Source organism: Pseudomonas sp. S9, assembly GCF_000222125.1.
In the GTDB taxonomy this organism is placed as follows: Bacteria; Pseudomonadota; Gammaproteobacteria; order Pseudomonadales; family Pseudomonadaceae; genus Aquipseudomonas; species Aquipseudomonas segetis.
The window spans coordinates 175,865-198,235 of sequence record NZ_AFFX01000010.1 but is presented as its reverse complement, the minus strand read 5'-3'; the positions used below and the strand labels follow the sequence as shown (position 1 = coordinate 198,235).

The following is a 22,371-nucleotide window of genomic DNA, read 5'->3' as shown; positions in this document are numbered from 1 at the left end:
GGCAATGAACATTTCACCCGAAGCTGAGTTGCAGACGACCCGAACGCCAGGCGCCAAAACCCTCGCGGCAAGCACCATCAGCGTGACCGTTGATTTTGACCAGGACGGCGTACAGCACGGCTTTCTCAAGCTGCCCTACTCCCACGATTTGTCGGCGTGGGGCTGCATCATGATTCCGATTACCGTGGTAAAGAACGGCAATGGCCCGACCGCGCTGATGACCGGGGGCAACCATGGCGATGAATACGAAGGCATCACCGCCTTGCTCAAGCTGGCCAGCGAACTGCGCGCCGAAGACGTGCAAGGCCGGGTGATTATCGTCCCGGCCATGAACTCCCCTGAAGTTCAAAATGCCAGCCGTACCTCACCGATCGACAAAGGCAATATGAATCGATCCTTCCCCGGCAATCCTTATGGCAGCATGACCGAGCGCATTGCCGACTACTTCCAGCGCACCTTGATTCCGCTGTGCGACTACGCGCTGGATATCCATTCCGGTGGCAAAACCCTCGATATCCTGCCTTTTGCAGCGGCCCATCGCTTGCAGGACCCCGAACAAGAGGCCAAGTGCATTGCAGGCGCCCAGGCGTTCGGCACTGCGGCAAGCATGATTCTGTTTGAGTTGGACGCAGCCTCCTTGTACGACACCGCAGTCGAAGCGCAAGGCAAGGTGTTCGTCACCACCGAACTGGGCGGCGGCGGCACAAGCACCCCGAAAACCATGGCGCTGGCGGATCGTGGCGTGCGTAACTTCCTCAGGTTTGCTGGCATTACCCAAGGCCAGCTTGAGCCTGCGGACGCACCACAGGTGTTATTGGATATGCCTGATGCAAGCTGCTACGTACAAAGCCTGCATCGCGGCATTCTCGAACTCAACCTGAGCATTGGCGACCGCGTTCGCCGTGGCGACCTGGTCGCCCGGGTACATGCATTCGAACGCACAGGCACGCCAGCAGTCGAGTATCACGCCGAGCGCGATGGCTTGCTGGTTGCCAGGCGCTTTCCGGCGCTGGTGGACATAGGCGATACCCTCGCAGTGATTGCCGACATAGTGGAAAACTGACAACAACCTGCACTTAAAAAGAAGAATGGAGAAAGCACCATGAGAAAGTTCAGCACCCTGAAAAAAGCAGCCATGGCAGCCGCCATGGGCTTGGTTCTGGCGGGGCAGGCGGGCCTTGCGGCGGCAGAGGAATGGAAGTTTGCACTCGAAGAGATCAGCGGCAGCGTACAAGACGCCTATGCACAGAAATTCAAACAACTGGTCGAGGAAAAAAGTGGCGGAAAAATCACTGTCACGGTTTACCCCTACGGCTCACTGGGCGAATCGGAAGACCTGACCGAACTGGTGGCCAATGGCGTTATTCAGTTCACTCACGGCTCAACCGGGATTCTCGGTTCCACCGCGCCATCCATGCAGGTGTTCTCTGTGCCTTACCTGTTGTCGCAAGACAACAAGGTCAACCTCAAGGTGCTGACTGAAAGCCCGACCATCTACGGCCCAATGGCTGACAAGCTCAGGACGCGCAACCTGCGACTGCTGAGCATGTACCCAGAAGGCGAAATGGTCTGGACCACCAACAAGGAAATCCACAAGCCTGCGGATTTCGAAAACGTAAAGATGCGCGTCATGGCCTCGCCCATGCTGGTTGAAGCCTACAAGGCCTTCGGCGCCGTACCCACGCCACTTCCCTACTCGGAAGTCTATGGCGCACTGCAGTTGAAGATGGTCGACGGCCAGGAAAACCCAATCTTCGCCATTGAAGAGATGAAGTTCTACGAGGTCAACGATGTGCTGACCTGGTCGGGCCAGCAGCAGTTCACCGTGGCCGTTCTGTCGAACGAATCCTGGTATCAGGGCCTGCCCGATGATGAGAAAAAGATTATCGATGAAACCGTTGCCGAACTCGGCCCATACATCTTCGATACCCAGGAAGAGTACAGCAAGACCCGCCTGGAAAAGATCAAGAAAGCCAAGCCGAGCATCAAGATCGTGCACCTGACGCCGGAAGAGAAAGAAGTATTCCGCAAGGCGAGCCTGCCACTGCGCGACAAGCTGGTCGAACTGGCTGGCGAGGATGCAGGCAAAACGCTTAAAGCCTTGCAGAAAGAAATTGCCGACCTGGAAAACCAGTAGGTAACCCACAAGAGCGCCGCTGGAAAGCACTGCATTCGCATGACTTTTCCAGCGCTACTCTGGCCGACGAGCCCCTCGTCGGCCTGTCTACATCAGGAGCGCAGGTGCTCTGCGCCGGAGCACAAGCATGCGTCTGGACAGTTACGACCTGAAGATCCTGCAGATCCTGCAGAGCAATGGCCGCATTACGAAATCCAGCTTGGCCGAAGCGATCAACCTGTCGGTCAGCCCTTGCTGGGAGCGGGTCAAGCGTCTTGAAGAAGCCGGGATTATTCGTGGCTATAGCGCTCAATTGAACCCCGAAGTGCTGGTCAAGCGTGCGCCGGTGCTGGTCGAGATCAGTCTCAAGCAGCACAACCGGGAAGCCTTCCAGCGTTTCGAGCGCGCCATCAACGAATGCGCCGAAGTCACCGAGTGCTATGCCACAGGCGGCGGCATCGACTACATCATCAAGGTCATGGCCCGCGACATTGACCAATACCAGCGTTTGATCGATCGCTGGCTAATGGCTGACCTGGGCATTGAGCGCTACTTCACCTACATAGTGACCAAAACCATCAAGCAGTGCGAACCACCGTTGGATATAGACAACGAGCCGACTTGAGCCGCTGTTTTGTGCCAGCCAAAAAAACACCCGATTAGGCACCGGCAAAGCAAAAAAACCTCGGGCACAACCACTGCAAAGAGAAAAAACCAACCGCCAATACCTCCTAAAGTGGAAGCCATAACAACGCACCACGCCCTGGACTGAATGACACCAGAACAGGCCAGTAGAGAGGATGCAGCGCATGCACAATTTCGAAGATCCACGCTTGATTCGCCAGTTGGCCTATATCAATGGCAAATGGACCGCAGGCACATCCGGGCGCGATGAAGCGGTGATCAACCCCGCAACAGAAGAAATCATTGGTCGCTGCACCCAACTCGACGAGCCTCAGGTCGTGCAAGCCATCGAGGCCGCCAACAAAGCATTTCCTGCCTGGCGGGCGATGTCACTTGAAGCCCGTGGCCAGATCCTCAAGAAATGGCACGACCTGCTGCTCGAACATAAACAGGATCTGGCCCGGCTCATGACGCTGGAGCAAGGCAAGCCATTGTTCGAGGCCCTGGGCGAGATCGACTATGCGGCCTCGTTTATTCCCTGGTTTGCAGAAGAGGCACGCCGCAGTTATGGCGAAACCATTCCGAGCCATATCAACAATGCGCAACTCGGCAGCGTCCGCGAGCCCATCGGCGTCGCCGCACTGATCACGCCCTGGAATTTTCCCTGTGCGATGATCACACGCAAAGCCGCTGCAGCATTGGCCGCCGGCTGTACCGTGCTGGTCAAGCCGGCGGGAGAAACGCCCTTCTCGGCCCTGGCCCTGGCCGAACTGGCTGAACGCGCAGGATTTCCGGCGGGTGTATTCAACGTCATAGTCGGCGAACCCGAAATGGTTTCAAAGGTGCTATGCGCCAGTGACAAGGTCAAAGCCTTGTCCTTCACCGGCTCGACCCGCGTGGGTCGCCTGCTGCTGGAACACTCCGCGGCGACGGTGAAGAAATGCTCCATGGAACTCGGTGGCAACGCCCCCTTTATCGTATTGCCCGATATGGATGTGGAGCAGGCTGCCCAGGCCGCCATCGATGCAAAATTCCAGACCACCGGCCAGGATTGCCTCGCCGCTAACCGCATCTTCGTGCACCGCTCGCTATACCAGCCATTCCTTGAAAGCTTCGCCCGGCGCATGGGCGAGCTGACACTAGGCAACGGCCTGGTTCGAGGCGTCAATCAAGGCCCGCTGATCAACCAGAAGGCCGTTAGCAAGGCCCAGGAGCTGGTCGAGGATGCCATGGCCAAAGGCGCGCGCCTGCTCGTTGGCGACCAGGATCAGGCGCCCGGACGCAACTTCTTCGTACCGACCCTGCTGGCCGATGTCACTCCTGAAATGCGCCTGTACCGCGAAGAGAATTTTGCACCTGTTGCGGGCGTGCTGCCCTGGGACGACATCGAGCAATTGATCATCCAGGCCAACGACACCGAGTACGGCCTGGCCGCCTATGTATACGGCTACGACATCCGCCAGATCTGGCGACTGTTGCGCGCTTTGGAGTTCGGCATGGTCAGCGTCAACTCGGTGAAGATGACCGGTCCACCGGTGCCATTCGGCGGCGTCAAGCAGTCAGGGCTGGGCCGCGAAGGTTCGAGCCACGGCCTGGATGAATACACCCAGATCAAATACTACTGCCTGGGTAACTTGCCCAGTGTCAGCGGTTCCTAATTGCGCTCGGTCAATTGAGCGCCAACCTATCAACCAAGGACATAATCATGACCCTCGACACCCAGAAAATCATCGAGATTGATCGCCAGAACGTCTTCCACGCCTCGACTCACCTCAAGCAGCATGCCCATGGTGAAAGCCCGGCGCGCATCATCACCGGCGCCCAGGGCATCCGTATTCAGGACTCGCTCGGCAACGAATTTATCGACGGGTTTGCTGGCCTGTATTGCGTCAACATCGGCTATGGCCGCACTGAAATGGCCGAGGCCATTTACGAGCAGGCCAAGCAGCTGGCCTATTACCACACCTATGTTGGCCACACGACTGAAGGCATGGCACAGCTGTCGGAGCGCATCGTCAAGCTCGCCGGCCAAGGCATGAGCAAGGTCTATTACGGCATGTCCGGTTCGGATGCCAACGAAACCCAGCTCAAGTTGGTCTGGTACTACAACAATATCCTCGGTCGCAAGGATAAAAAGAAAGTTATCTCCCGTGATCGGGGTTATCACGGTTCGAGCATCGCATCCGGCTCAATGACTGGCCTGCCGGTCTTCCACGCCCACTTCGACCTGCCCCTTGAGCGCATCAAGCACACTGTCGCGCCGGTTTACTATCGCCGCGAGGATGACGCCATGAGCGAGCAGGAGTTCTCGGTTTACTGCGCACAGAAACTTGAACAAATGATCCTTGCCGAAGGCCCGGACACCGTGGCGGCGATGATCGGCGAACCAGTGCTCGGCACCGGCGGTATCGTGCCACCGCCAAAGGGCTACTGGACTGAAATCCGCAAGGTGCTGGATAAATACGACATTCTGCTGATCGCCGACGAAGTGGTCTGTGGCTTTGGACGCCTGGGCATGGACTTCGGCTCGCAATACTATGAAATGCAGCCCGACCTGATCACCGTGGCCAAGGGCCTGACCTCGGCCTACCAGCCGCTTTCCGGGGTGATAGTCGGCGAACGCGTGTGGCAGGTGCTTGAACAAGGCACCGACACCTACGGCGCCATCGGCCATGGCTACACCTACTCCGGCCACCCGATGGGGATCGCCTCGGCAATCGCCAACCTGAACATCATCGAGCGTGAAAACCTCACAGGTAACGCCCGCGATACCGGCGCTTACCTGCAACAACGCATGCAGCAAACCTTCGGTGATCATCCGTTGGTCGGTGAGGCACGAGGCATTGGCCTGCTGGCTGCATTGGAGTTCTCCAGCGACCGCAGCAAGCGCCAGCACTTCGACCCGAACCTGAAGGTGGGCGCACAGATCTCCGCTGCCTGCCTGGAAGAAGGCCTGATCGCCCGCGCCATGCCCCACGGCGATATTCTCGGCTTCGCCCCGCCGCCGGTCGTCAGCCGTGATGAAGTCGATGTCATAGTCGCCCGCGCCGAGCGCGCAGTGAACAAGGTCACCGACAAGTTGATCAGCAGCGGCGACTGGCAAGCCAAGTAACAGCCGCCAGAAACCCGGCCGGACGCGATCAGCCTCCGGCCTTGCCAAAGCCTGGACGGCGGACAATATGCAAAACGAACTGACCCTCAAAGACATCTATCTGGCCCAGCAACGCATTGCCGGGCTGGCTGAGCGCACGCCGCTGTTGCGCAGCGAATCGCTGTCACGCCGTTGGGATTGCAATGTCTGGCTCAAGCTCGACAACCTGCAACCCACTGGCGCATTCAAGTTGCGCGGTGCGGTCAACGCTTTACTGGGGCTGGATAAGGCCCAGCGTGAACATGGCGTGGTAACCATGTCGACCGGCAACTTTGGTCGTGCACTGGCCTATGCCGGCCAGCACCTGGGGATTGCGGTGACGGTTTGCATCTCGAAGCTGGTGCCGGACAACAAGGTTGCCGCCTTGCGCGAAAGCGGTGCGCAGGTGGTCATTGTCGGTGACACCCAAGATGACGCAGACATCGAAGCGCGACGCCTGCAAGAGGAAGAAGGCCTGGCCTATATTTCGCCCTTTGATGACCCGCTGGTGATCGCCGGGCAAGGCACTTGCGGGCTGGAGATCATCCAGCAACAACCGCAGATCGATACCGTCTTCGCCGGGCTTTCCGGTGGCGGCTTGATTGCAGGGGTTGGCCTGGCCGTCAAATCGATCAATCCCCACGCAGAAGTCATCGGCGCCAGCATGAATCAAGGCGCGGCCATGCTTGAAAGCCTTGCTGCGGGACAACCGGTGCAAGTGCAGGAAGTAGCTTCGCTGGCAGACAGCCTGGGTGGCGGCATTGGCCTTGATAACGCCTGGACATTCGCCATGACGCAACGCTACATGGATCGCGGCTATCGCGTGGACGAACAGCAAATTGCCCGCGCCATGCTGCACCTGTTCAACCATGAGCGTCTTGTTGTAGAAGGCGCGGCGGCGGTAGGTATCGCCGCGATTGAACAACATCAAATTGACCTGCGCGGCAAGCAGGTTGCGCTGGTGATCAGCGGCCAGAATCTATCCAACAACAGCTTTACCCAAGCCTGTCATCTCGCGGGAGAGCCCAACTATGCAGATTTATAACCGGCAACAGATTGCCGAAGTGGTCAAGCTCGACTGCGCAGCACTTGAGGCAGTTGAGGCAGGCTTTGCTGCGCTTGGCCGTGCCGAGGTTGAAATGCCGCCGATCCTGAGCATGAAAATCGCCGAAAGCAATGGCGAGGTGGATTTCAAAACCGCCCACATCCATGGCTGGCCACCCTTTGCCATCAAGATCAGCCCCCGCTTTTTCGACAACCCGAGCCTGGGGCTGCCCAGCCTCAACGGCTTGATGCTGCTGTTTTCAGCCAAGACCGGGCTGGTCGATGCAGTATTGTTCGACGAAGGCTACCTGACCGATATTCGTACCGCGCTGGCTGGCGCTATTGCCGCCAAACACCTGTCACGCACCAACTCACAACGGGTTGCGGTGATCGGCGCGGGGGTGCAGGCAGAGTTGCAAGTCGCAGCCCTGCGCCTGGTGCGCGATATCCGCGAGGTTCATGTCTACAGCCGCGACCCGAGCAAGGCACAGGCTTACGCAACCCGCATGCAGGATCAATACGCGCTCAATGTGAAGGTGCACGACAACGCTGCCAGCGCCTGCGCGCAAGCTGACATCGTGGTCACGACCACCCCGGCGCGGGAACCTGTGCTGAATTGGTCGGACCTGCCCAAAGGCGTGCATGTCACAGCCATGGGCTCGGACAACCCGCACAAGAACGAACTGCATCCGACAATTCTGGCCAGCGCCGATGTGCTGGTGGTCGACCGTATCAGCCAGTCGCGCGCGCTCGGCGAACTGCATCACGCGCCCGCGTTGCAACGCGAAGTTTTAGAGCTCGGCAGCTTGATCAGCAACCAGCAATCCGTGCGTAACAGTGACCAGCAAATCACAGTCTGCGACCTGACCGGCACCGGCGTGCAGGACACCGCAATCGCCAACTATGCCGCGCGTCTGCTTGAGGACGCTTGAAATGATCGAAAGCTTCGCCGAGTTTCAGGCCGTGCAACAACACTTCGACCACCAAAGCGCCTGCGACAATGGTCGCGTGCGTATTGGCCTGATCCAGCTGGCCAGCGACTTCACCCTGGAAAACGAATGGCGCCAGCTGCTTGGCGAGCGGGTTGAGCTGTACAGCACGCGCACCCCCTGCAGCCCGACAGTAACCCCCGATGGCTTGCGTAGAATGGCGCAGGACCTGACGCAATCTGCCGCCTTGTTGGTCCCGGGCCTACCCCTCGATGTGCTCGCCTTCGGTTGTACTTCAGGCAGCATCTTGATTGGCGAACAGGAAGTCAGCCGGCTGATCAACCTGGCTCATCCAGGCATTGCGGTGACCAACCCGTGGAGCGCGGTCAAGGCTGCATTACGTGAGTTGAACGCCCGAAAGGTGGCAGTGCTCACCCCCTATATCGGCGAGGTCAATTACCCCATATACCTCGGCTTGCAACAAGCGGGGTTGGAAATCAGCGCATTCGGCACCTTTGCCGTACTCGATGACGCCTTGATCCCAAGGATTCCAGCTGATGCCATTGCCCAGGCAGCCGAGCAGTTGTTGCTTGGCAGCAAAGCAAATGCACTGTTCCTGTCATGCACCAACCTGCACAGCCTTGAGCTGTTGGACGAACTGGAGCAGCGCCTGGGTTTGCCGGTCATTTCCAGCAACCAGGCGCTGTTTTGGCACGCACTGCAACTGACCAACTGCATCCATCGTCCGCAAAACTTTGGCAGCCTGCTGCGTTGAGCCAATGATTTCCAGCCCCAACGGCAAACAAAGAAACCCTGTCCGCCAGAGCTTCAACCTAGGGTGCGGCAACGCGAAGCTCGCCCACCCGCACTCAAGCACCGCAAAACTTGAAAATCCTCCCAGGTGCGCAGCCAACAATGGTCGACACCTGATGGTGCGCCCGGGGCTGAAAATGTAGCATTGGCGCCGAATCATCATGGAGGCGCGCATGGAGCTTGCGACGTTAGCCTTATTCCTGCCCGCGTGTTTTGCCTTGAATATGGCGCCCGGGCCGAACAACCTGCTGTCTATCAGCAATGCAACCCGATACGGACTGCGTACATCCTGTATCGCGGGCGCCGGGCGCTTGCTGGCCTTCGCGATCATGATCGCACTGGCGTCGGCGGGTTTGGCTGTGGTGCTACAAACCTCGGAACTGGTCTTCCATGGAATCAAGATAATTGGCGCTGGCTACCTGTTCTACCTGGCCTACCAGCTATGGGGCGCCCCGACAAAAGCCGAATCCGAGCCCGAAAACACTCACGCAGATTTATGGACCCTGGCACGCCAGGAGTTCCTCGTCGCGGCAGGCAACCCCAAGGCCATCCTGATATTTACCGAATCCCTGCCACAGTTTATTGATCCGGCAGCAGGCATTGGCGCCCAATTTACAGTCCTTGGGTTATGTTTCCTGGCATTGGAATGGATCGCGATCGGCATCTACGCATACATTGGGTTGCATATGCGCCGCTGGTTTGCCCGGCCTTGGGGCCAGAAGATCTTCAATCGATGCTGTGCCGGACTATTGTCCACTGCCGCCTCGATACTCTTGATGGCACGTCAGGCCTGACGAACATTAGCGGGCTCGCCTGATGCCCTGGGCACGAGAGTGCTGCCATTGCCTTTTTCGGGCAAAAAAAACCCGGCATTCCCACGAGAGTGCTGCCATTGCCTTTTTCGGGCACAAAAAAACCGGCATTCACCGCCGGTTTTTTGCTTTGGGTAGAACTCAGTTATTGCCTTTGTAGCCTACGCTGGTGCAACCCAGGCAACGCTGGAACGCCTCGCGACCAGGCTCCTGAATCAACGCGGTAGCGGCCTCATCAATGTTACCGCCGAGCGCAGTAAATGGCAGGCTGACGATAAATGCAGCCGTACCAATGATGGTTGCACCAATCAGCAGTGGGCGTGCGATCAGCAAATCGCCAATCATGGAATAGGCCTTTGGCGCATCAGCAGTGTAGATAGGATCGCCACTGGTGTTGACGTCTTCGCGAACCACTTCAGCTGACGCCGGGAGTGCCAGCAGGCCAGAGGAAAGCGCCAGGACAACAGCGATCGAGCGAAACAGATTCATGGAGTAATCCTTCAACGATACAGAGTCAGTGCTTATAACTATATCAGCGCTGCGCCAATTGTCAGCGTGATTAACTTCAATATCCGTGCACAACCACCGTTGAACCGACTCTTTGCCTTGATAACGCAGACTGCATCACTCTTTGGCGGTATCTCGACGTCGCCAAAACGCCTGGCTGACCAGCAATAACGACCTAGCGTTGGCACCGTCCACAATAGACACTGGCGCGCTGCCCCAGCTTGAGCTCACGCAATGTGCTGCCGCAGACCTTGCAGAATTCACCGCCACGCCCATAGGCGAAAAGCTCTTGCTGGAAATAACCGGGCTGGCCGTCACCGCCGATAAAATCGCGCAAGGTGGTGCCGCCACGTTCGATGGCGTGGGCCAGGATGCGCTTGATCTCCAGCGCCAGCTTGGCATAGCGCGCCTTGGAAATGCTGCCGGCCTCGCGACGCGGGTCAATCCCGGCGGCAAACAAGGCTTCGGTCGCATAGATGTTACCCACACCGACCACCACGGCGTTATCCATGATGAATGGCTTGACCGCCATCGAGCGACCACGAGATTTTTCATACAGGCGCTCACCTGAAAAGGCTTCAGTCAGCGGTTCCGGCCCCAGCTTGCTCAGCAGCACATGTTCCAGTGGCGCCTGGCTCCAGAGCAGCGCGCCAAAACGGCGCGGGTCGGTGTAGCGCAGCGCCATCCCCGACTCCAGCTCGATATCGACATGTTCGTGTTTGCCTGCGGGGGAGCCACAGGGCACCAGCCGCAAGTTGCCAGACATGCCCAGATGGCTGATCAGGCTGCCGGTTTCGAGCTTGATCAACAGGTACTTGGCCCGTCGCTCGACGGCTTCGACCCGCTGCCCCGAAACCACAATGTCCAGGTCCTCGGGAATCGGCCAGCGCAAACGCCGGTCACGCACTATGACCCGGCTGATACGTTGACCGACCAGATGAGGCGCGATGCCGCGACGGGTAGTTTCGCCTTCAGGTAATTCGGGCATGGGCCGCCATTTCTTGAGGTATTTCAGCCACTAATATTCCCATGATCCCATGGCTAAAACCAGCAGACACAGGCGCCAAGGGCTGCTACTGCGCTATAATTTCGCTCTTTTTCCGGAGAGTGCCCAATGTCCCTGCCAAGCCTGCGCCTGAAAGCCAATGCCGACCGACGCCTGCGCGCCGGCCACCTTTGGGTCTACAGTAACGAAATTGATGTAGCTGCCACCCCGCTCAACGCTTTTGCCGCTGGTGACCAGGCAATTCTCGAGGCCGCTGGCGGCAAGCCGCTTGGGGTTGTGGCGCTGAGCCCGAACAACCTGATCTGCGCGCGCCTGCTGTCGCGTGACATCAAGCATGTGCTGGACAAATCCTTGCTGGTGCATCGCATCAACGTGGCATTGAGCCTGCGCGAGCGCCTGTTCGACAAGCCTTGCTATCGCCTGATCTACGGCGACTCTGACCTGTTGCCTGGCTTGGTGTTCGACCGCTTCTTCGACATCCTGGTGGTGCAACTGGCGTCCGCCACCATGGAACGACACAAAGATGATGTGCTCGCCGCATTGATTCAGGTGGTCAAGCCCAGCGGTATCCTGTTCAAGAACGACTCGGCCGCCCGCGACGCCGAAGGCCTTGAGCGTTATGTCGACACTGCCTTTGGCGTGGTGCCTGAATGGGTGGCGCTGGAAGAAAACGGCGTTAAGTTCGAAGCGCCGGTCATCGAGGGCCAGAAAACCGGCTGGTTCTATGACCACCGCATGAACCGCGCTCGCCTGGCGCCCTACGTCAAGGGCAAGCGGGTGCTGGACCTGTTCAGCTATATCGGTGGCTGGGGCGTGCAGGCAGCCGCGTTTGGCGCCACTGAAGTCATGTGCGTCGACGCCTCAAGCTTTGCCCTGGACGGCGTTGAACGTAATGCCACGCTCAATGGCTTATCCGAGCAGGTCATCTGCGTTGAAGGCGATGCCTTCGCCGCGCTCAAGGAATTGAAGTCGGCCGAAGAGCGCTTTGATGTAGTGATTGTCGATCCACCCGCGTTTATCAAGCGCAAAAAAGACATGAAGAACGGCGAGGCCGCTTATCGCCGCCTCAATGAGCAGGCCATGCGCTTGCTCAATAAAGACGGGATCCTGGTCAGCGCTTCCTGCTCCATGCACCTGCCGGAAGACGACCTGCAGAACATCTTGCTGACCAGCGCACGTCACCTGGACCGCAATATCCAGTTGCTTGAGCGCGGCGCGCAGGGCCCGGATCACCCGGTGCATCCAGCCATTCTCGAAACACGTTACATCAAGAGCCTGACTTGCCGGTTGCTGCCAAATAGCTAAAGCCTCCTTGCACCTGCCACATTCACAATCGCTGAATGTGGCAGGCTAGCACTCGCCAACCACGGCCTGCCCCTCCATACCCGAGACGACCACGCACTAATGCGGTGCGAGCAGATCGGTGCCCGTTACTTTTTTTGCCCTGCTGCTGTTACTGCTTTCTACACCTTGATGGCCAAGTGCCAAGCTCGCGACCGATTTTATCGACCCTACGCCCCATCAAATGGACCATTTGTTTGGCTTGGCGTGTTAATTGCTTTGCTCTGGTGCATAAACGGGTCAATAACAGCAGATCGCAGATGAGCAGGCGCTACTGCTGAAAAAAGTACACAGGTTCTGGTCATGAGCCGGAGCTTGTTTTTGTTTTCGGGCGGGGAGATGTATGGCTGTATGGCTGATCAAGCTGGGGACAAACCGTTCCTGCAATTCACCAACGTAAAAAAGACCTACGACCACAAGAGCCTTGTGGTCAAAGACTTCAACCTCGATGTAGCCAAGGGCGAATTCATCACCCTGCTCGGCCCATCTGGCTCAGGCAAGACCACCTGCCTGATGATGCTCGCTGGCTTCGAAGACGTAACCAGCGGCGAAATCCTCATCAACGGCCGCCCTGTGACCAGCATTGCGCCCTACCAGCGCAACATCGGCATGGTCTTCCAGCAGTACGCGCTGTTTCCGCACATGACCCTGCGTGAAAACCTTGCCTACCCCTTGAAAGTTCGCAAGATGGCCAAGGATGAAATCAACGCCAAGGTCGATGAATACCTGGAGCTGGTTGAACTGCAGGATTTTGGCAATCGCCATCCCGGCCAGCTTTCCGGTGGCCAGCGCCAGCGCGTGGCACTGGCCCGCGCGCTGATTTTCGCCCCCGATATCGTATTGATGGATGAACCCCTTGGCGCGTTGGATAAGAAACTGCGCGAGCAGATGCAGTTTGAAATCAAGCGCCTCCATGACCAATTGGGCTTCACCGTAATCTACGTCACCCATGACCAGACCGAAGCGCTGACCATGAGCGACCGCATTGCGGTGTTCAACAATGGCATTGTCCAGCAATGCGCGGCGCCGCACGTCTTGTATGAGCGCCCGGCCAACCTGTTCGTTGCAGGCTTTATTGGCGAGAGCAACACCCTCAGGGGCACCATTGCCTCGGTCGAGACCGACACAGTAACAGTGCGTCTCGAAGACGGCGCACAGGTCAGTTGCCTAAAGGCCAACTGCACTGAAATCGGCGCGCCGACCACCATTTCGATCCGCCCCGAGAAACTCACCTTTACCGATCGGCTTGGCACCACCGGCAACCAGATCAAGGCACGCTTCGTCGCCCGCCACTATGTCGGTGAGTACATTCGCTACCAGTTCGAAACTGCAGACAAGACCGAGTTGGTGGTCAAGAACCTCAACGACAGTTCTGCACCGCAGTTCAGCGCCCAAGAAGAGGTCGCACTGGCCTGGCTGGCAATAGACAGCCAGGCGCTGGACCGGCCACAGGCTCAAGCAGCTACCTAGGAACGGCCGAGCATAGCCACGCCAAAAGCGAGCGAGGTCATGACCGATCAACAACGCAATGGACTGTCGCAACAACCTCTAGAGCAGTAGTTTTCCACCACATAAAAACAGGTAATGGAGCACTGATATGGCTAGATCACTGAGGAATGGAATTTCCGCTTTCGCCCTAGCGGCCGCCATGGGTTTGGCGTCGCTGGGGGCACACGCAGAGGAAAGCTTGACCGTGGTTTCATGGGGCGGCTCATATGGCGCTGCGCAAAAGAACCACATGATCGATCCCTTCCAGAAAGACACTGGGGTCAAGGTTCTGTTCGAGGATTACTCGGGCGGCGTTGCCGAGATGAAGGCTCAAGTCGAGTCGGGCAATATCCAGTGGGACGTGGTCGACGTTGAAGTTATCGACCTCGAGCGCGCCTGCTCCGAAGGGCTGCTGGAAACCATTCCGCATGACATCCTGCCAGCTGGCGCAGACGGTACACCGGCCGAAAAAGACTTCATCCCCGACGCCCTGTCCAACGAATGCGCCATCGGCAATATTGTCTGGTCGGTAGTCTATGCCTACAACGAAAAAACCATCGGCAATACCAAGGCAACCAGCATCGCCGACTTCTTCGACACGGCCAAGATCCCAGGCAAGCGCGCCATGCGCAAGCGTCCTCAGGTCAACATGGAATGGGCATTGATGGCTGACGGCGTTGCGCCTAAGGATGTCTATGAAGTGCTGGCAACACCTGAAGGCCAGGAACGCGCCTTCAAGAAGCTCGACACCATCAAGAAAGACATCGTCTGGTTCGACTCCTGGTCGCAGGCACCACAACTGCTTAACGACGGCGGCGCGGTGCTGGTGCAATCGGCCAACGGTCGCTTCTATGACTCGATCCGCAAGGAAGGCAAGCCTTTCGTTATCGTCTGGGACGGCCACGTCTATGACCTCGACGCCTGGGCAGTGCTGAAAGGTTCGCCGAAAAAAGACCTGGCGTTCAAATTCATCGCCTACGCCACCCAATCCAAACCCCTGGCAGGCATGAGCGATGTGGCTTATGGCCCAACCCGCAAATCTTCGACGCCTATGATGGACCCTGCCGCCGCACCGCACCTGCCAACAGCGCACCTGGACAAAGGCATCCGTGCTGGTTCTGAGTTCTGGGCCGACTACGGCGAGTCGCTCGGTGAAAAATTCAACGAGTGGTTGCTCAAGTAAGTAAATCCGCCACCCGCTGGGCCAGAGCCACCATGGCTCAGCGGGCTTGACCATTTATCCAGGACGACGGAGTTCAGGCTTGTCATCGTTAACCACCACCGAAGCCAGACAAGCAGCCAGCGCACAACGCAAGAAACGCATCACTGCGTTTATGTTCGTGGTGCCACTGCTGGTGTTTATTTTACTGACCTTCGTTGCGCCCATCGCCAGCATGCTCTGGCGCAGCGTGCATCACCCGACTGTGGCCGAGCTGATTCCGCACACCCTCGAAGCCCTGAAAGACTGGGACGGTAAAGCCGTACCCGATCAGCACACATTGCAGATTTTTGCTGTCGAACTTAATGGGCTGGCCAAAGAACGCCTGTCCGGCAAGCTCGCAGAGGAGTTCAACCGAGCCTACACCGGCATGTCCAGCGTGGTTAAATCCACCGCCCGTAAAGTCGCCAAGCTCAAGGGAGACGATCTCAGGGACAAAGGCGCCCAAACCCTGCTCGACGCCAACCCCAAGTGGCAACGCACCGATCTTTGGTATGCCATCCAGCGCGCAGGCGAAAAATACACCTACGACTATTACCTGACTGCACTCGACCTTGAGTTGAAGCCCGACACAGGCATCCAGGTACGCGAAGAGACCCAAATCTACCTGCAGCTTTACAGCAAGACCCTGACCATGGCACTGGTCATCACCCTGCTGTGCGCCGCACTGGGCTACCCGCTTTCCTACTATTTGGCCGGCCTTTCGGAAAATCGCGCGAACTTGCTGCTGGTGTTGGTATTGCTGCCGTTCTGGACATCGCTACTGGTGCGTACCACGGCGTGGATTGCACTGTTGCAGACCAACGGGGTAATCAACTCGTTCCTGATGGGCGTCGGCTTGACCAATGAGCCGTTCGAGATGCTCTATACCTCGTTCGCCACCGTGGTCGCCATGACCCACATTCTGTTGCCATTCATGATCTTGCCGCTGTACAGCGTGATGCGCGGCATTGACCCAAGCTATATGCGCGCCGCCTTGTCGCTGGGGGATAAACCCATCCCGGCCTTCGCCAAGATCTACCTGCCAATGACCCTGCCCGGCCTGAGCGCTGGAGCCTTGCTGGTCTTTATCATCTCGGTCGGCTACTACATTACCCCGGCACTGGTCGGCGGCACCGACGGCCAGATGATCAGCAATATCATCGCCTTCCACATGCAACGCTCGAACAACTGGGAACTGGCTGCCGCGCTGGGCTCGCTATTGCTCGCGCTGATTCTGTTGCTTTACTGGCTGTACGACCGTTTTGTCGGCGCCAGCAATATCAAGTTGGGTTAGATCATGACCAAGGCTCCTGCATATTTCGGTTTCTGGTATCGACTCGGCTCATGGCTGCTGAAAAGCACCTCATGGCTGGTGCTGTTTTTCCTGATCATGCCGATTCTGGCGATCATCCCGCTGTCGTTTAACACCGAACCTTTCTTTAGCTTTACCAAGGGCATGCTGACGTTCCAGCCCGAGGCGTATTCATTGCGCTGGTATAGCGCGATCTTCAGTGATCCGAAATGGATTCTGGCCATCCAGAACAGTTTCTTTATCGGCATCTGCGCAACGATCATCGCCACGGCCCTGGGCACCTGTGCCGCAGTTGGGCTGGCGCGCGACGACATGCCTGCGCGACGCTTGATCACCGCGCTACTGCTTTCGCCAATGATTGTGCCGCTGATCATCACCGCCGCCGGTATGTTCTTCTTCTACTCGGACCTTGGCCTGGCAGGCAATTATCTTGGGGTGATCCTGGCCCACGCCGCGCTCGGCACACCCTTTGTCATCATTACGGTGACTGCAACTCTGGCGGGCTTCGACTATTCATTGGTGCGAGCGGGCCTGAACCTGGGCGCACGACCTGTCCGCGTGTTCTGGGACATCATCATGCCGCTGATTCGCCCCGGAGTTATTTCCGGCGCGCTGTTCGCCTTTATCACCTCGTTCGACGAAGTGGTGGTGATCCTGTTCATGGCCGGGCCGCAGCAGCGCACCATTCCCCGGCAGATGTTCTCGGGGCTGCGCGAGCAGATCAACCCAAGCATTCTGGCGATTGCCACGCTGCTGATCATCCTCTCGATCATCATGCTGGTGACCATCGAACTGCTGCGCCGCCGCTCAGCACGCTTGCGTGGCGTCGAGGCCTGACCAGCCAGTTGCCCCGTCGGCACCGGCGAACGACTCGTCCGTAAGTTGCAGCAACCCTTTCGCCAAACCGCTTGCAGGGATTAGAATCAGAAGTCCCCTGCCACACCTCGGCGGAGCTGGTCGCTGCAGCGCTAACCCTGCGCCACAAGCGACCTCAGACCAACACCCGGACATTTCCGTTTGCGTTGTGCCTGAACCCGGCTCACCCTACGTATATAAGGGCGCCTGTAAAAACCACTGAGTTACCCGCCGCAGTTGTTTTCACAGGCGCCCGCCAACCGTTATTAGCTGCAGGAACCCGTCATGCCTGATTATCGCTCGAAACCCCCCACCCACGGCCGCAACATGGCTGGCGCCCGTGCCCTATGGCGTGCCACTGGCATGAAGGATGAGGATTTCAAGAAGCCGATTATTGCCATCGCCAACTCCTTCACCCAGTTCGTACCTGGCCACGTCCACCTCAAGGACATGGGCCAACTGGTCGCCCGCGAGATCGAAAAAGCCGGCGGCGTGGCGAAGGAATTCAATACCATCGCGGTCGATGACGGCATCGCCATGGGTCACGGCGGCATTCTCTATTCGCTGCCAAGTCGCGAAATCATCGCCGACTCGGTTGAATACATGGTCAACGCCCACTGCGCCGACGCCATTGTCTGCATCTCCAACTGCGACAAAATCACCCCCGGCATGCTGATGGCTGCCTTGCGCCTGAACATCCCGGTGGTATTCGTCTCCGGCGGGCCGATGGAAGCGGGCAAAACCAAGCTCGCCAATCATGGCCTGGACCTGGTTGACGCCATGGTGATTGCCGCTGACGAAAACGCATCGGATGAGAAAGTTGCCGAATACGAACGCAGCGCCTGCCCAACCTGCGGCAGTTGCTCAGGGATGTTCACCGCCAACTCGATGAACTGCCTGATGGAAGCGCTGGGCCTGGCCTTGCCGGGCAATGGCTCGACCCTGGCCACTCACGCGGACCGTGAACAACTGTTCCTGCGCGCCGGTCGCCTGGCGGTCGAACTGTGCCAACGCTACTACGGCGAAAACGACGACTCGGTGCTGCCGCGCAACGTGGCCAACTTCAAGGCATTCGAAAACGCCATGAGCCTGGACATCGCCATGGGCGGCTCGACCAACACCATCCTGCACTTGCTGGCCGCCGCGCAAGAAGGCGAGATTGCCTTTGACCTGCGCGACATCGACCGCCTGTCACGCAAGATCCCGCAGCTGTGCAAAGTGGCGCCGAACATCCAGAAATACCACATGGAAGACGTGCACCGTGCCGGCGGGATCTTCTCGATCCCCGGCGAACTGGCGCGTGGCGGCCTGCTACACACCGATGTAGCGACCATCCACAGCCCGAGCATGGCTGAAGCGATCGCCCAATGGGACATCACCCAGACCCAGGATGAAGCGGTGCATACCTTCTTCCGTGCCGGCCCGGCTGGCATTCCAACACAAACCGCGTTCAGCCAGTCGACCCGCTGGGATACCGTGGATGACGACCCCGCCAATGGCTGCATCCGCAGCGTGGCCAACGCCTACTCCCAGGAAGGCGGCCTGGCCGTGCTCTACGGCAACATCGCGCTCGATGGCTGGGTGGTTAAGACCGCCGGCGTCGATGAGTCGATCCATGTGTTTGAAGGCAGCGCCAAAATCTTCGAAAGCCAGGACAGCGCGGTCAAGGGCATCCTCAATGACGAGGTCAAGGAAGGCGATATCGTCATTATCCGCTACGAAGGCCCCAAGGGCGGCCCGGGCATGCAGGAAATGCTCTATCCAACCAGCTACCTGAAATCCAAGGGCCTGGGCAAAGCCTGCGCCTTGCTCACTGACGGTCGTTTCTCCGGCGGCACCTCCGGCTTGTCCATCGGCCACGCTTCGCCAGAAGCCGCTGCCGGTGGCGCAATTGGCCTGGTTCAGGAAGGCGATAAGATCCTTATCGACATCCATCAGCGCAGCATCAACCTGTTGATCAGCGATGAAGAACTGGCCGCACGCCGTGCCGAGCAAGACAAAAAAGGCTGGAAACCAGCAGCGCCACGCACCCGCAAGGTGACCACGGCGCTCAGGGCCTACGCCCTGCTTGCCACCAGCGCCGACAAAGGCGCGGTGCGCGAAAAGGCATTGCTCGACAAACTGGTGCCTTGAGCCATACCGGAAGCCGCTTTATAGCGGCTTCCGTCATTTTACCCACAGCGTTGAACAACCCACGGCGGACCTCAGGTCAGCCAAACATCGTCCACCCAAGCACAATTCTGTAGAATCGCGGCTTTTTGGCGGACGGCTGTATGACTTCCCTGGCAGATTCTCCCCTACCTGAGCCGACTCAAAGCGAACTGGTGTACGGCCCCGATGCCCGGCCCAAGCCTTTGATTGCCCTGGTCGCGGCACTCCAGCACTTGCTGGCGATCATCGTTCCCATCGTCACCCCCGGCTTGTTGATTTGTCAGGCGCTGGGCGTGTCGGCCCGCGACACCAACCTGATCGTGTCGATGTCGCTGGTGATCTCCGGGATTGCCACCTTTGTCCAATGCAAACGCTTCGGCCCCTTTGGCGCTGGCTTGCTGATTGTGCAAGGCACCAGCTTCAACTTCGTCGGGCCGCTGATTGCAGGCGGCGCATTGATGGTCAAGCAAGGCACCCCGGTGGAAGCAGTGATGGCGGCCATTTTCGGCGTGGTCATCGCCGGCTCATTCGTTGAAATGGGCGTATCACGCATCCTGCCCTTTGTTAAACGCCTGATTACGCCGCTGGTGACCGGCATCGTGGTGCTGATGATTGGCCTGACGCTGATCAAGGTTGGCTTGATCAGCATGGGTGGCGGCTATAGCGCGATGGGCAATGGCACCTTCGCCAATGCCGAGAACCTGATGCTGTCGGGCACAGTGCTGGCGATCATCGTCATACTCAACCGCATCCCGGTGGTATGGATGCGCAGCGTCGCCATTGTGATCGCCCTGGCCGCCGGTTACGCAATGGCAGCCTATATGGGGCGCCTGGACTTTAGCGGCATGCACCAGGCAGCTGCTTTTCAACTGCCCGTCCCGCTGCATTTCGGGCTTGGCTTTTCCTGGGCGTTGTTTATCCCAATGCTGGTGATTTACCTGGTGACCTCGCTGGAAGCCATTGGCGATATCACCGCCACCAGCAAGATTTCCGGCAAGCCGGTGGACGGCCCGCAATGGATGCAGCGCATCAAGGGCGGCGTGCTGGTCAATGGCGCCAACTCGTTGCTGGCAGGTGTGTTCAATACTTTCCCCAGCTCGGTGTTTGCGCAGAACAACGGCGTGATCCAGCTTACCGGTGTGGCCAGCCGGCATGTCGGTCTTTGGATTGCCGCGATGTTGATCCTGCTTGGCTTGTTTCCAAGCGTTGCAGGGGTGATTCAAGCCGTGCCGGAACCAGTATTGCGCGGCGCCGCCTTGGTGATGTTTGGCGCAGTGGCGGCTTCGGGGGTCAATATTCTTTTGGTGATGTTTGGCGCAGTGGCGGCTTCGGGGATCAATATTCTTGCCAGTATCCAGCTTGATCGCCGCGCCCTGCTGATTATTTCAGTGTCACTGGCGCTGGGATTGGGCGTGTCGCAGGTGCCGGAATTTCTTGCGCACATGCCTGCGGCGCTGCGCAATGTGCTGGAATCCGGCGTGGCCACCGGCGGTATCAGCGCGCTGCTGCTCAACTGGTTTTTACCAGAACAGCCATCACAGAAGTAGCCCGACGCCAGTGGTGGCCTGGACATCGGTGCGTTGTCCACCCTACAGGCATTACCCCTGTAGGGTGGATGACGCTACCACTGCAACGGCTAACCAACACAGCCTCACAGCGGCTTTTCAAAAACCTTGGAGTTGCGCTGGAAGTTATACAGCGAGGCCCTTGCCGCTGGCAGGCGCTCGACACCGCTAGGGCTGAAGCCGCGCTCGCGGAACCAATGAGCAGTTCGCGTGGTGAGCACCATCAGGTTTTTCAGGCCCAGGGCCCGCGCCCGCTCTTCAATACGCTCAAGCAGCTCATCGCCGCGACCACCGTGGCGATAGGCTGGATTAACCGCCAGGCATGCCAGCTCGCCGTAATCGGAATCCGCAATTGGGTAGAGCGCGGCGCAGGCGATGATCAGCCCTTCGCGCTCAACGATACTGAACTGCTCGATTTCACGCTCAAGCACCTCACGCGAACGCCGCACCAGAATGCCCTGATCCTCCAGCGGACTGATCAGCTCGATCAAGCCACCGACATCTTCAATGGTCGCCTCGCGGATCGACTCAAACTGCTCTTGCGCAACCAGGGTGCCGTTGCCCGTGCGGGTGAACAACTCGTTGAGCAGCGCGCCGTCTTCGATATAGCTGACAATATGGGTGCGCCTCACACCATCACGGCAGGCCTGGGCGGCCGCATCAAGCAGCTCAGCCTGATAATTACTGCCAAGGCGCTGCACATAGGCTGGCACCTGTTGCGGCAAGAGTTCACGCACCAGCTTGCCGTCTTCATCGAGCAAACCTTGTTCCGGGCTGTAAAGGATCAGCTTGTCGGCAGACAGGTCAATCGCGGCGCGCGTGGCGACATCTTCACAGGCCAGGTTGAAAATCTCCCCGGTCGGTGAATAGCCCAGCGACGAGAGCAGGACAATGCTGCGCTCATCCAGCAAGCGACCAATACCCTTGCGGTCGATACGCCGCACCTCGCCGGTATGGTGATAGTCCACGCCATCGACCACGCCAATCGGCCGCGCCGTGACGAAGTTGCCGCTGGCAATGCGCAAGCGAGCGCCCTGCATCGGCGAGGCAGCCATGTCCATCGACAGGCGTGCCTCAATGGCGATACGCAGTTGGCCAACAGCATCTATCACGCATTCCAGCGTCGGGCTGTCGGTGATGCGCAGGTCGCGATGAAAGTGCGGTGTCAGCCCGCGTGCGTTGAGCCGCGCCTCAATTTGCGGGCGCGAACCGTGGACCAGCACCAGGCGCACGCCCAGGCTGTGCAACAGCACCAAGTCGTGAACGATATTGCCGAAATTTGCATGGGCAACGCCGTCGCCGGGCAGCATCACAACGAATGTGCAGTCCCGGTGGGCGTTGATATAAGGTGAGGCGTGACGCAACCAGTTGACGTAATCGTGCATTCCCTAAAACCTGTGAGTCGAGTACATGACGCAGAACACGGCGCGCTAGACGTTTGCGGCGCCAGACAGATGAAAAAGCAAAGCCTTGCCGT

The 22,371-nt window shown here is 58.5% G+C and carries 19 protein-coding genes; 16 read left to right on the top strand and 3 right to left on the bottom strand.

Going from position 1 to position 22,371, the window contains the following annotated elements:
* The first annotated feature begins 4 nt into the window (after nucleotides 1–4).
* From doeB to PSES9_RS0118425, 9 genes are all read left to right on the top strand, one after another.
* Nucleotides 5–1,063 (top strand): N(2)-acetyl-L-2,4-diaminobutanoate deacetylase DoeB, encoded by a 1,059-nt coding sequence (doeB, locus tag PSES9_RS0118465; protein WP_010489467.1) that lies wholly within the window; start codon nucleotides 5–7, stop codon nucleotides 1,061–1,063.
* Nucleotides 1,064–1,102: 39 nt separating this feature from the next.
* Complete coding sequence (locus PSES9_RS0118460; RefSeq protein ID WP_010489465.1) at nucleotides 1,103–2,137, top strand: TRAP transporter substrate-binding protein; 1,035 nt, start codon at nucleotides 1,103–1,105, stop codon at nucleotides 2,135–2,137.
* A 127-nt stretch (nucleotides 2,138–2,264) separates the two neighbouring features.
* The gene (locus tag PSES9_RS0118455; protein ID WP_010489463.1) at nucleotides 2,265–2,741 is read left to right on the top strand and encodes an Lrp/AsnC family transcriptional regulator; all 477 of its coding nucleotides are present in this window, start codon (nucleotides 2,265–2,267) and stop codon (nucleotides 2,739–2,741) included.
* A gap of 184 nt (nucleotides 2,742–2,925) precedes the next feature.
* The gene (locus PSES9_RS0118450) at nucleotides 2,926–4,398 is read left to right on the top strand and encodes an NAD-dependent succinate-semialdehyde dehydrogenase (RefSeq protein WP_138943158.1); all 1,473 of its coding nucleotides are present in this window, start codon (nucleotides 2,926–2,928) and stop codon (nucleotides 4,396–4,398) included.
* A gap of 47 nt (nucleotides 4,399–4,445) precedes the next feature.
* Nucleotides 4,446–5,852, top strand: coding sequence for an aspartate aminotransferase family protein (locus tag PSES9_RS0118445; protein ID WP_010489461.1), 1,407 nt, complete (start codon nucleotides 4,446–4,448; stop codon nucleotides 5,850–5,852).
* 67 nt (nucleotides 5,853–5,919) lie between these two features.
* Complete coding sequence (eutB, locus tag PSES9_RS0118440) at nucleotides 5,920–6,915, top strand: hydroxyectoine utilization dehydratase EutB (protein WP_010489460.1); 996 nt, start codon at nucleotides 5,920–5,922, stop codon at nucleotides 6,913–6,915.
* Nucleotides 6,902–7,846, top strand: coding sequence for a cyclodeaminase (locus tag PSES9_RS0118435; RefSeq protein WP_010489459.1), 945 nt, complete (start codon nucleotides 6,902–6,904; stop codon nucleotides 7,844–7,846). Before eutB ends, PSES9_RS0118435 begins: the two co-directional genes overlap by 14 nt.
* Nucleotide 7,847: 1 nt before the next feature.
* Complete coding sequence (locus PSES9_RS0118430; protein WP_010489458.1) at nucleotides 7,848–8,618, top strand: maleate cis-trans isomerase family protein; 771 nt, start codon at nucleotides 7,848–7,850, stop codon at nucleotides 8,616–8,618.
* 211 nt (nucleotides 8,619–8,829) lie between these two features.
* Entirely contained in the window at nucleotides 8,830–9,450 is a 621-nt protein-coding gene (locus PSES9_RS0118425) for a LysE family translocator (RefSeq protein WP_010489457.1), read from the top strand.
* 159 nt (nucleotides 9,451–9,609) lie between these two features.
* On the opposite strand, the gene PSES9_RS0118420 is transcribed toward PSES9_RS0118425, so the two are convergent.
* Nucleotides 9,610–9,957 (bottom strand): hypothetical protein, encoded by a 348-nt coding sequence (locus PSES9_RS0118420; protein ID WP_010489456.1) that lies wholly within the window; start codon nucleotides 9,955–9,957, stop codon nucleotides 9,610–9,612.
* A gap of 193 nt (nucleotides 9,958–10,150) precedes the next feature.
* On the bottom strand, nucleotides 10,151–10,963 hold the full coding sequence (gene mutM, locus PSES9_RS0118415; protein ID WP_010489454.1) for a bifunctional DNA-formamidopyrimidine glycosylase/DNA-(apurinic or apyrimidinic site) lyase: 813 nt from the start codon (nucleotides 10,961–10,963) through the stop codon (nucleotides 10,151–10,153).
* Between the two features lie 126 nt (nucleotides 10,964–11,089).
* Between mutM and PSES9_RS0118410 the strand changes: the two genes are divergently transcribed.
* The 7 genes from PSES9_RS0118410 (at nucleotide 11,090) to PSES9_RS0118380 (ending at nucleotide 20,876) form a co-directional block, all read left to right on the top strand.
* On the top strand, nucleotides 11,090–12,286 hold the full coding sequence (locus tag PSES9_RS0118410; RefSeq protein WP_010489452.1) for a class I SAM-dependent rRNA methyltransferase: 1,197 nt from the start codon (nucleotides 11,090–11,092) through the stop codon (nucleotides 12,284–12,286).
* A 387-nt stretch (nucleotides 12,287–12,673) separates the two neighbouring features.
* Entirely contained in the window at nucleotides 12,674–13,792 is a 1,119-nt protein-coding gene (locus PSES9_RS0118405; RefSeq protein ID WP_010489450.1) for an ABC transporter ATP-binding protein, read from the top strand.
* A gap of 127 nt (nucleotides 13,793–13,919) precedes the next feature.
* On the top strand, nucleotides 13,920–14,993 hold the full coding sequence (locus tag PSES9_RS0118400; protein WP_029529644.1) for an ABC transporter substrate-binding protein: 1,074 nt from the start codon (nucleotides 13,920–13,922) through the stop codon (nucleotides 14,991–14,993).
* A gap of 79 nt (nucleotides 14,994–15,072) precedes the next feature.
* Nucleotides 15,073–16,305 (top strand): ABC transporter permease, encoded by a 1,233-nt coding sequence (locus PSES9_RS0118395; protein ID WP_010489445.1) that lies wholly within the window; start codon nucleotides 15,073–15,075, stop codon nucleotides 16,303–16,305.
* A gap of 3 nt (nucleotides 16,306–16,308) precedes the next feature.
* Nucleotides 16,309–17,160 carry an ABC transporter permease gene (locus tag PSES9_RS0118390; RefSeq protein ID WP_010489443.1) on the top strand — a complete coding sequence of 284 codons (852 nt, stop codon included), beginning with the start codon at nucleotides 16,309–16,311 and terminating at the stop codon, nucleotides 17,158–17,160.
* Between the two features lie 303 nt (nucleotides 17,161–17,463).
* Nucleotides 17,464–19,311: a dihydroxy-acid dehydratase gene (ilvD, locus tag PSES9_RS0118385; protein WP_010489441.1), complete on the top strand. Its 1,848-nt coding sequence runs from the start codon at nucleotides 17,464–17,466 to the stop codon at nucleotides 19,309–19,311.
* Nucleotides 19,312–19,451: 140 nt separating this feature from the next.
* Nucleotides 19,452–20,876, top strand: a complete 1,425-nt coding sequence (locus tag PSES9_RS0118380; RefSeq protein ID WP_010489438.1) for a nucleobase:cation symporter-2 family protein — start codon at nucleotides 19,452–19,454, stop codon at nucleotides 20,874–20,876.
* Nucleotides 20,877–20,980: 104 nt separating this feature from the next.
* On the opposite strand, the gene argA is transcribed toward PSES9_RS0118380, so the two are convergent.
* Nucleotides 20,981–22,279, bottom strand: coding sequence for an amino-acid N-acetyltransferase (gene argA / locus PSES9_RS0118375; RefSeq protein WP_010489436.1), 1,299 nt, complete (start codon nucleotides 22,277–22,279; stop codon nucleotides 20,981–20,983).
* Between the last annotated feature and the right edge of the window lie 92 nt (nucleotides 22,280–22,371).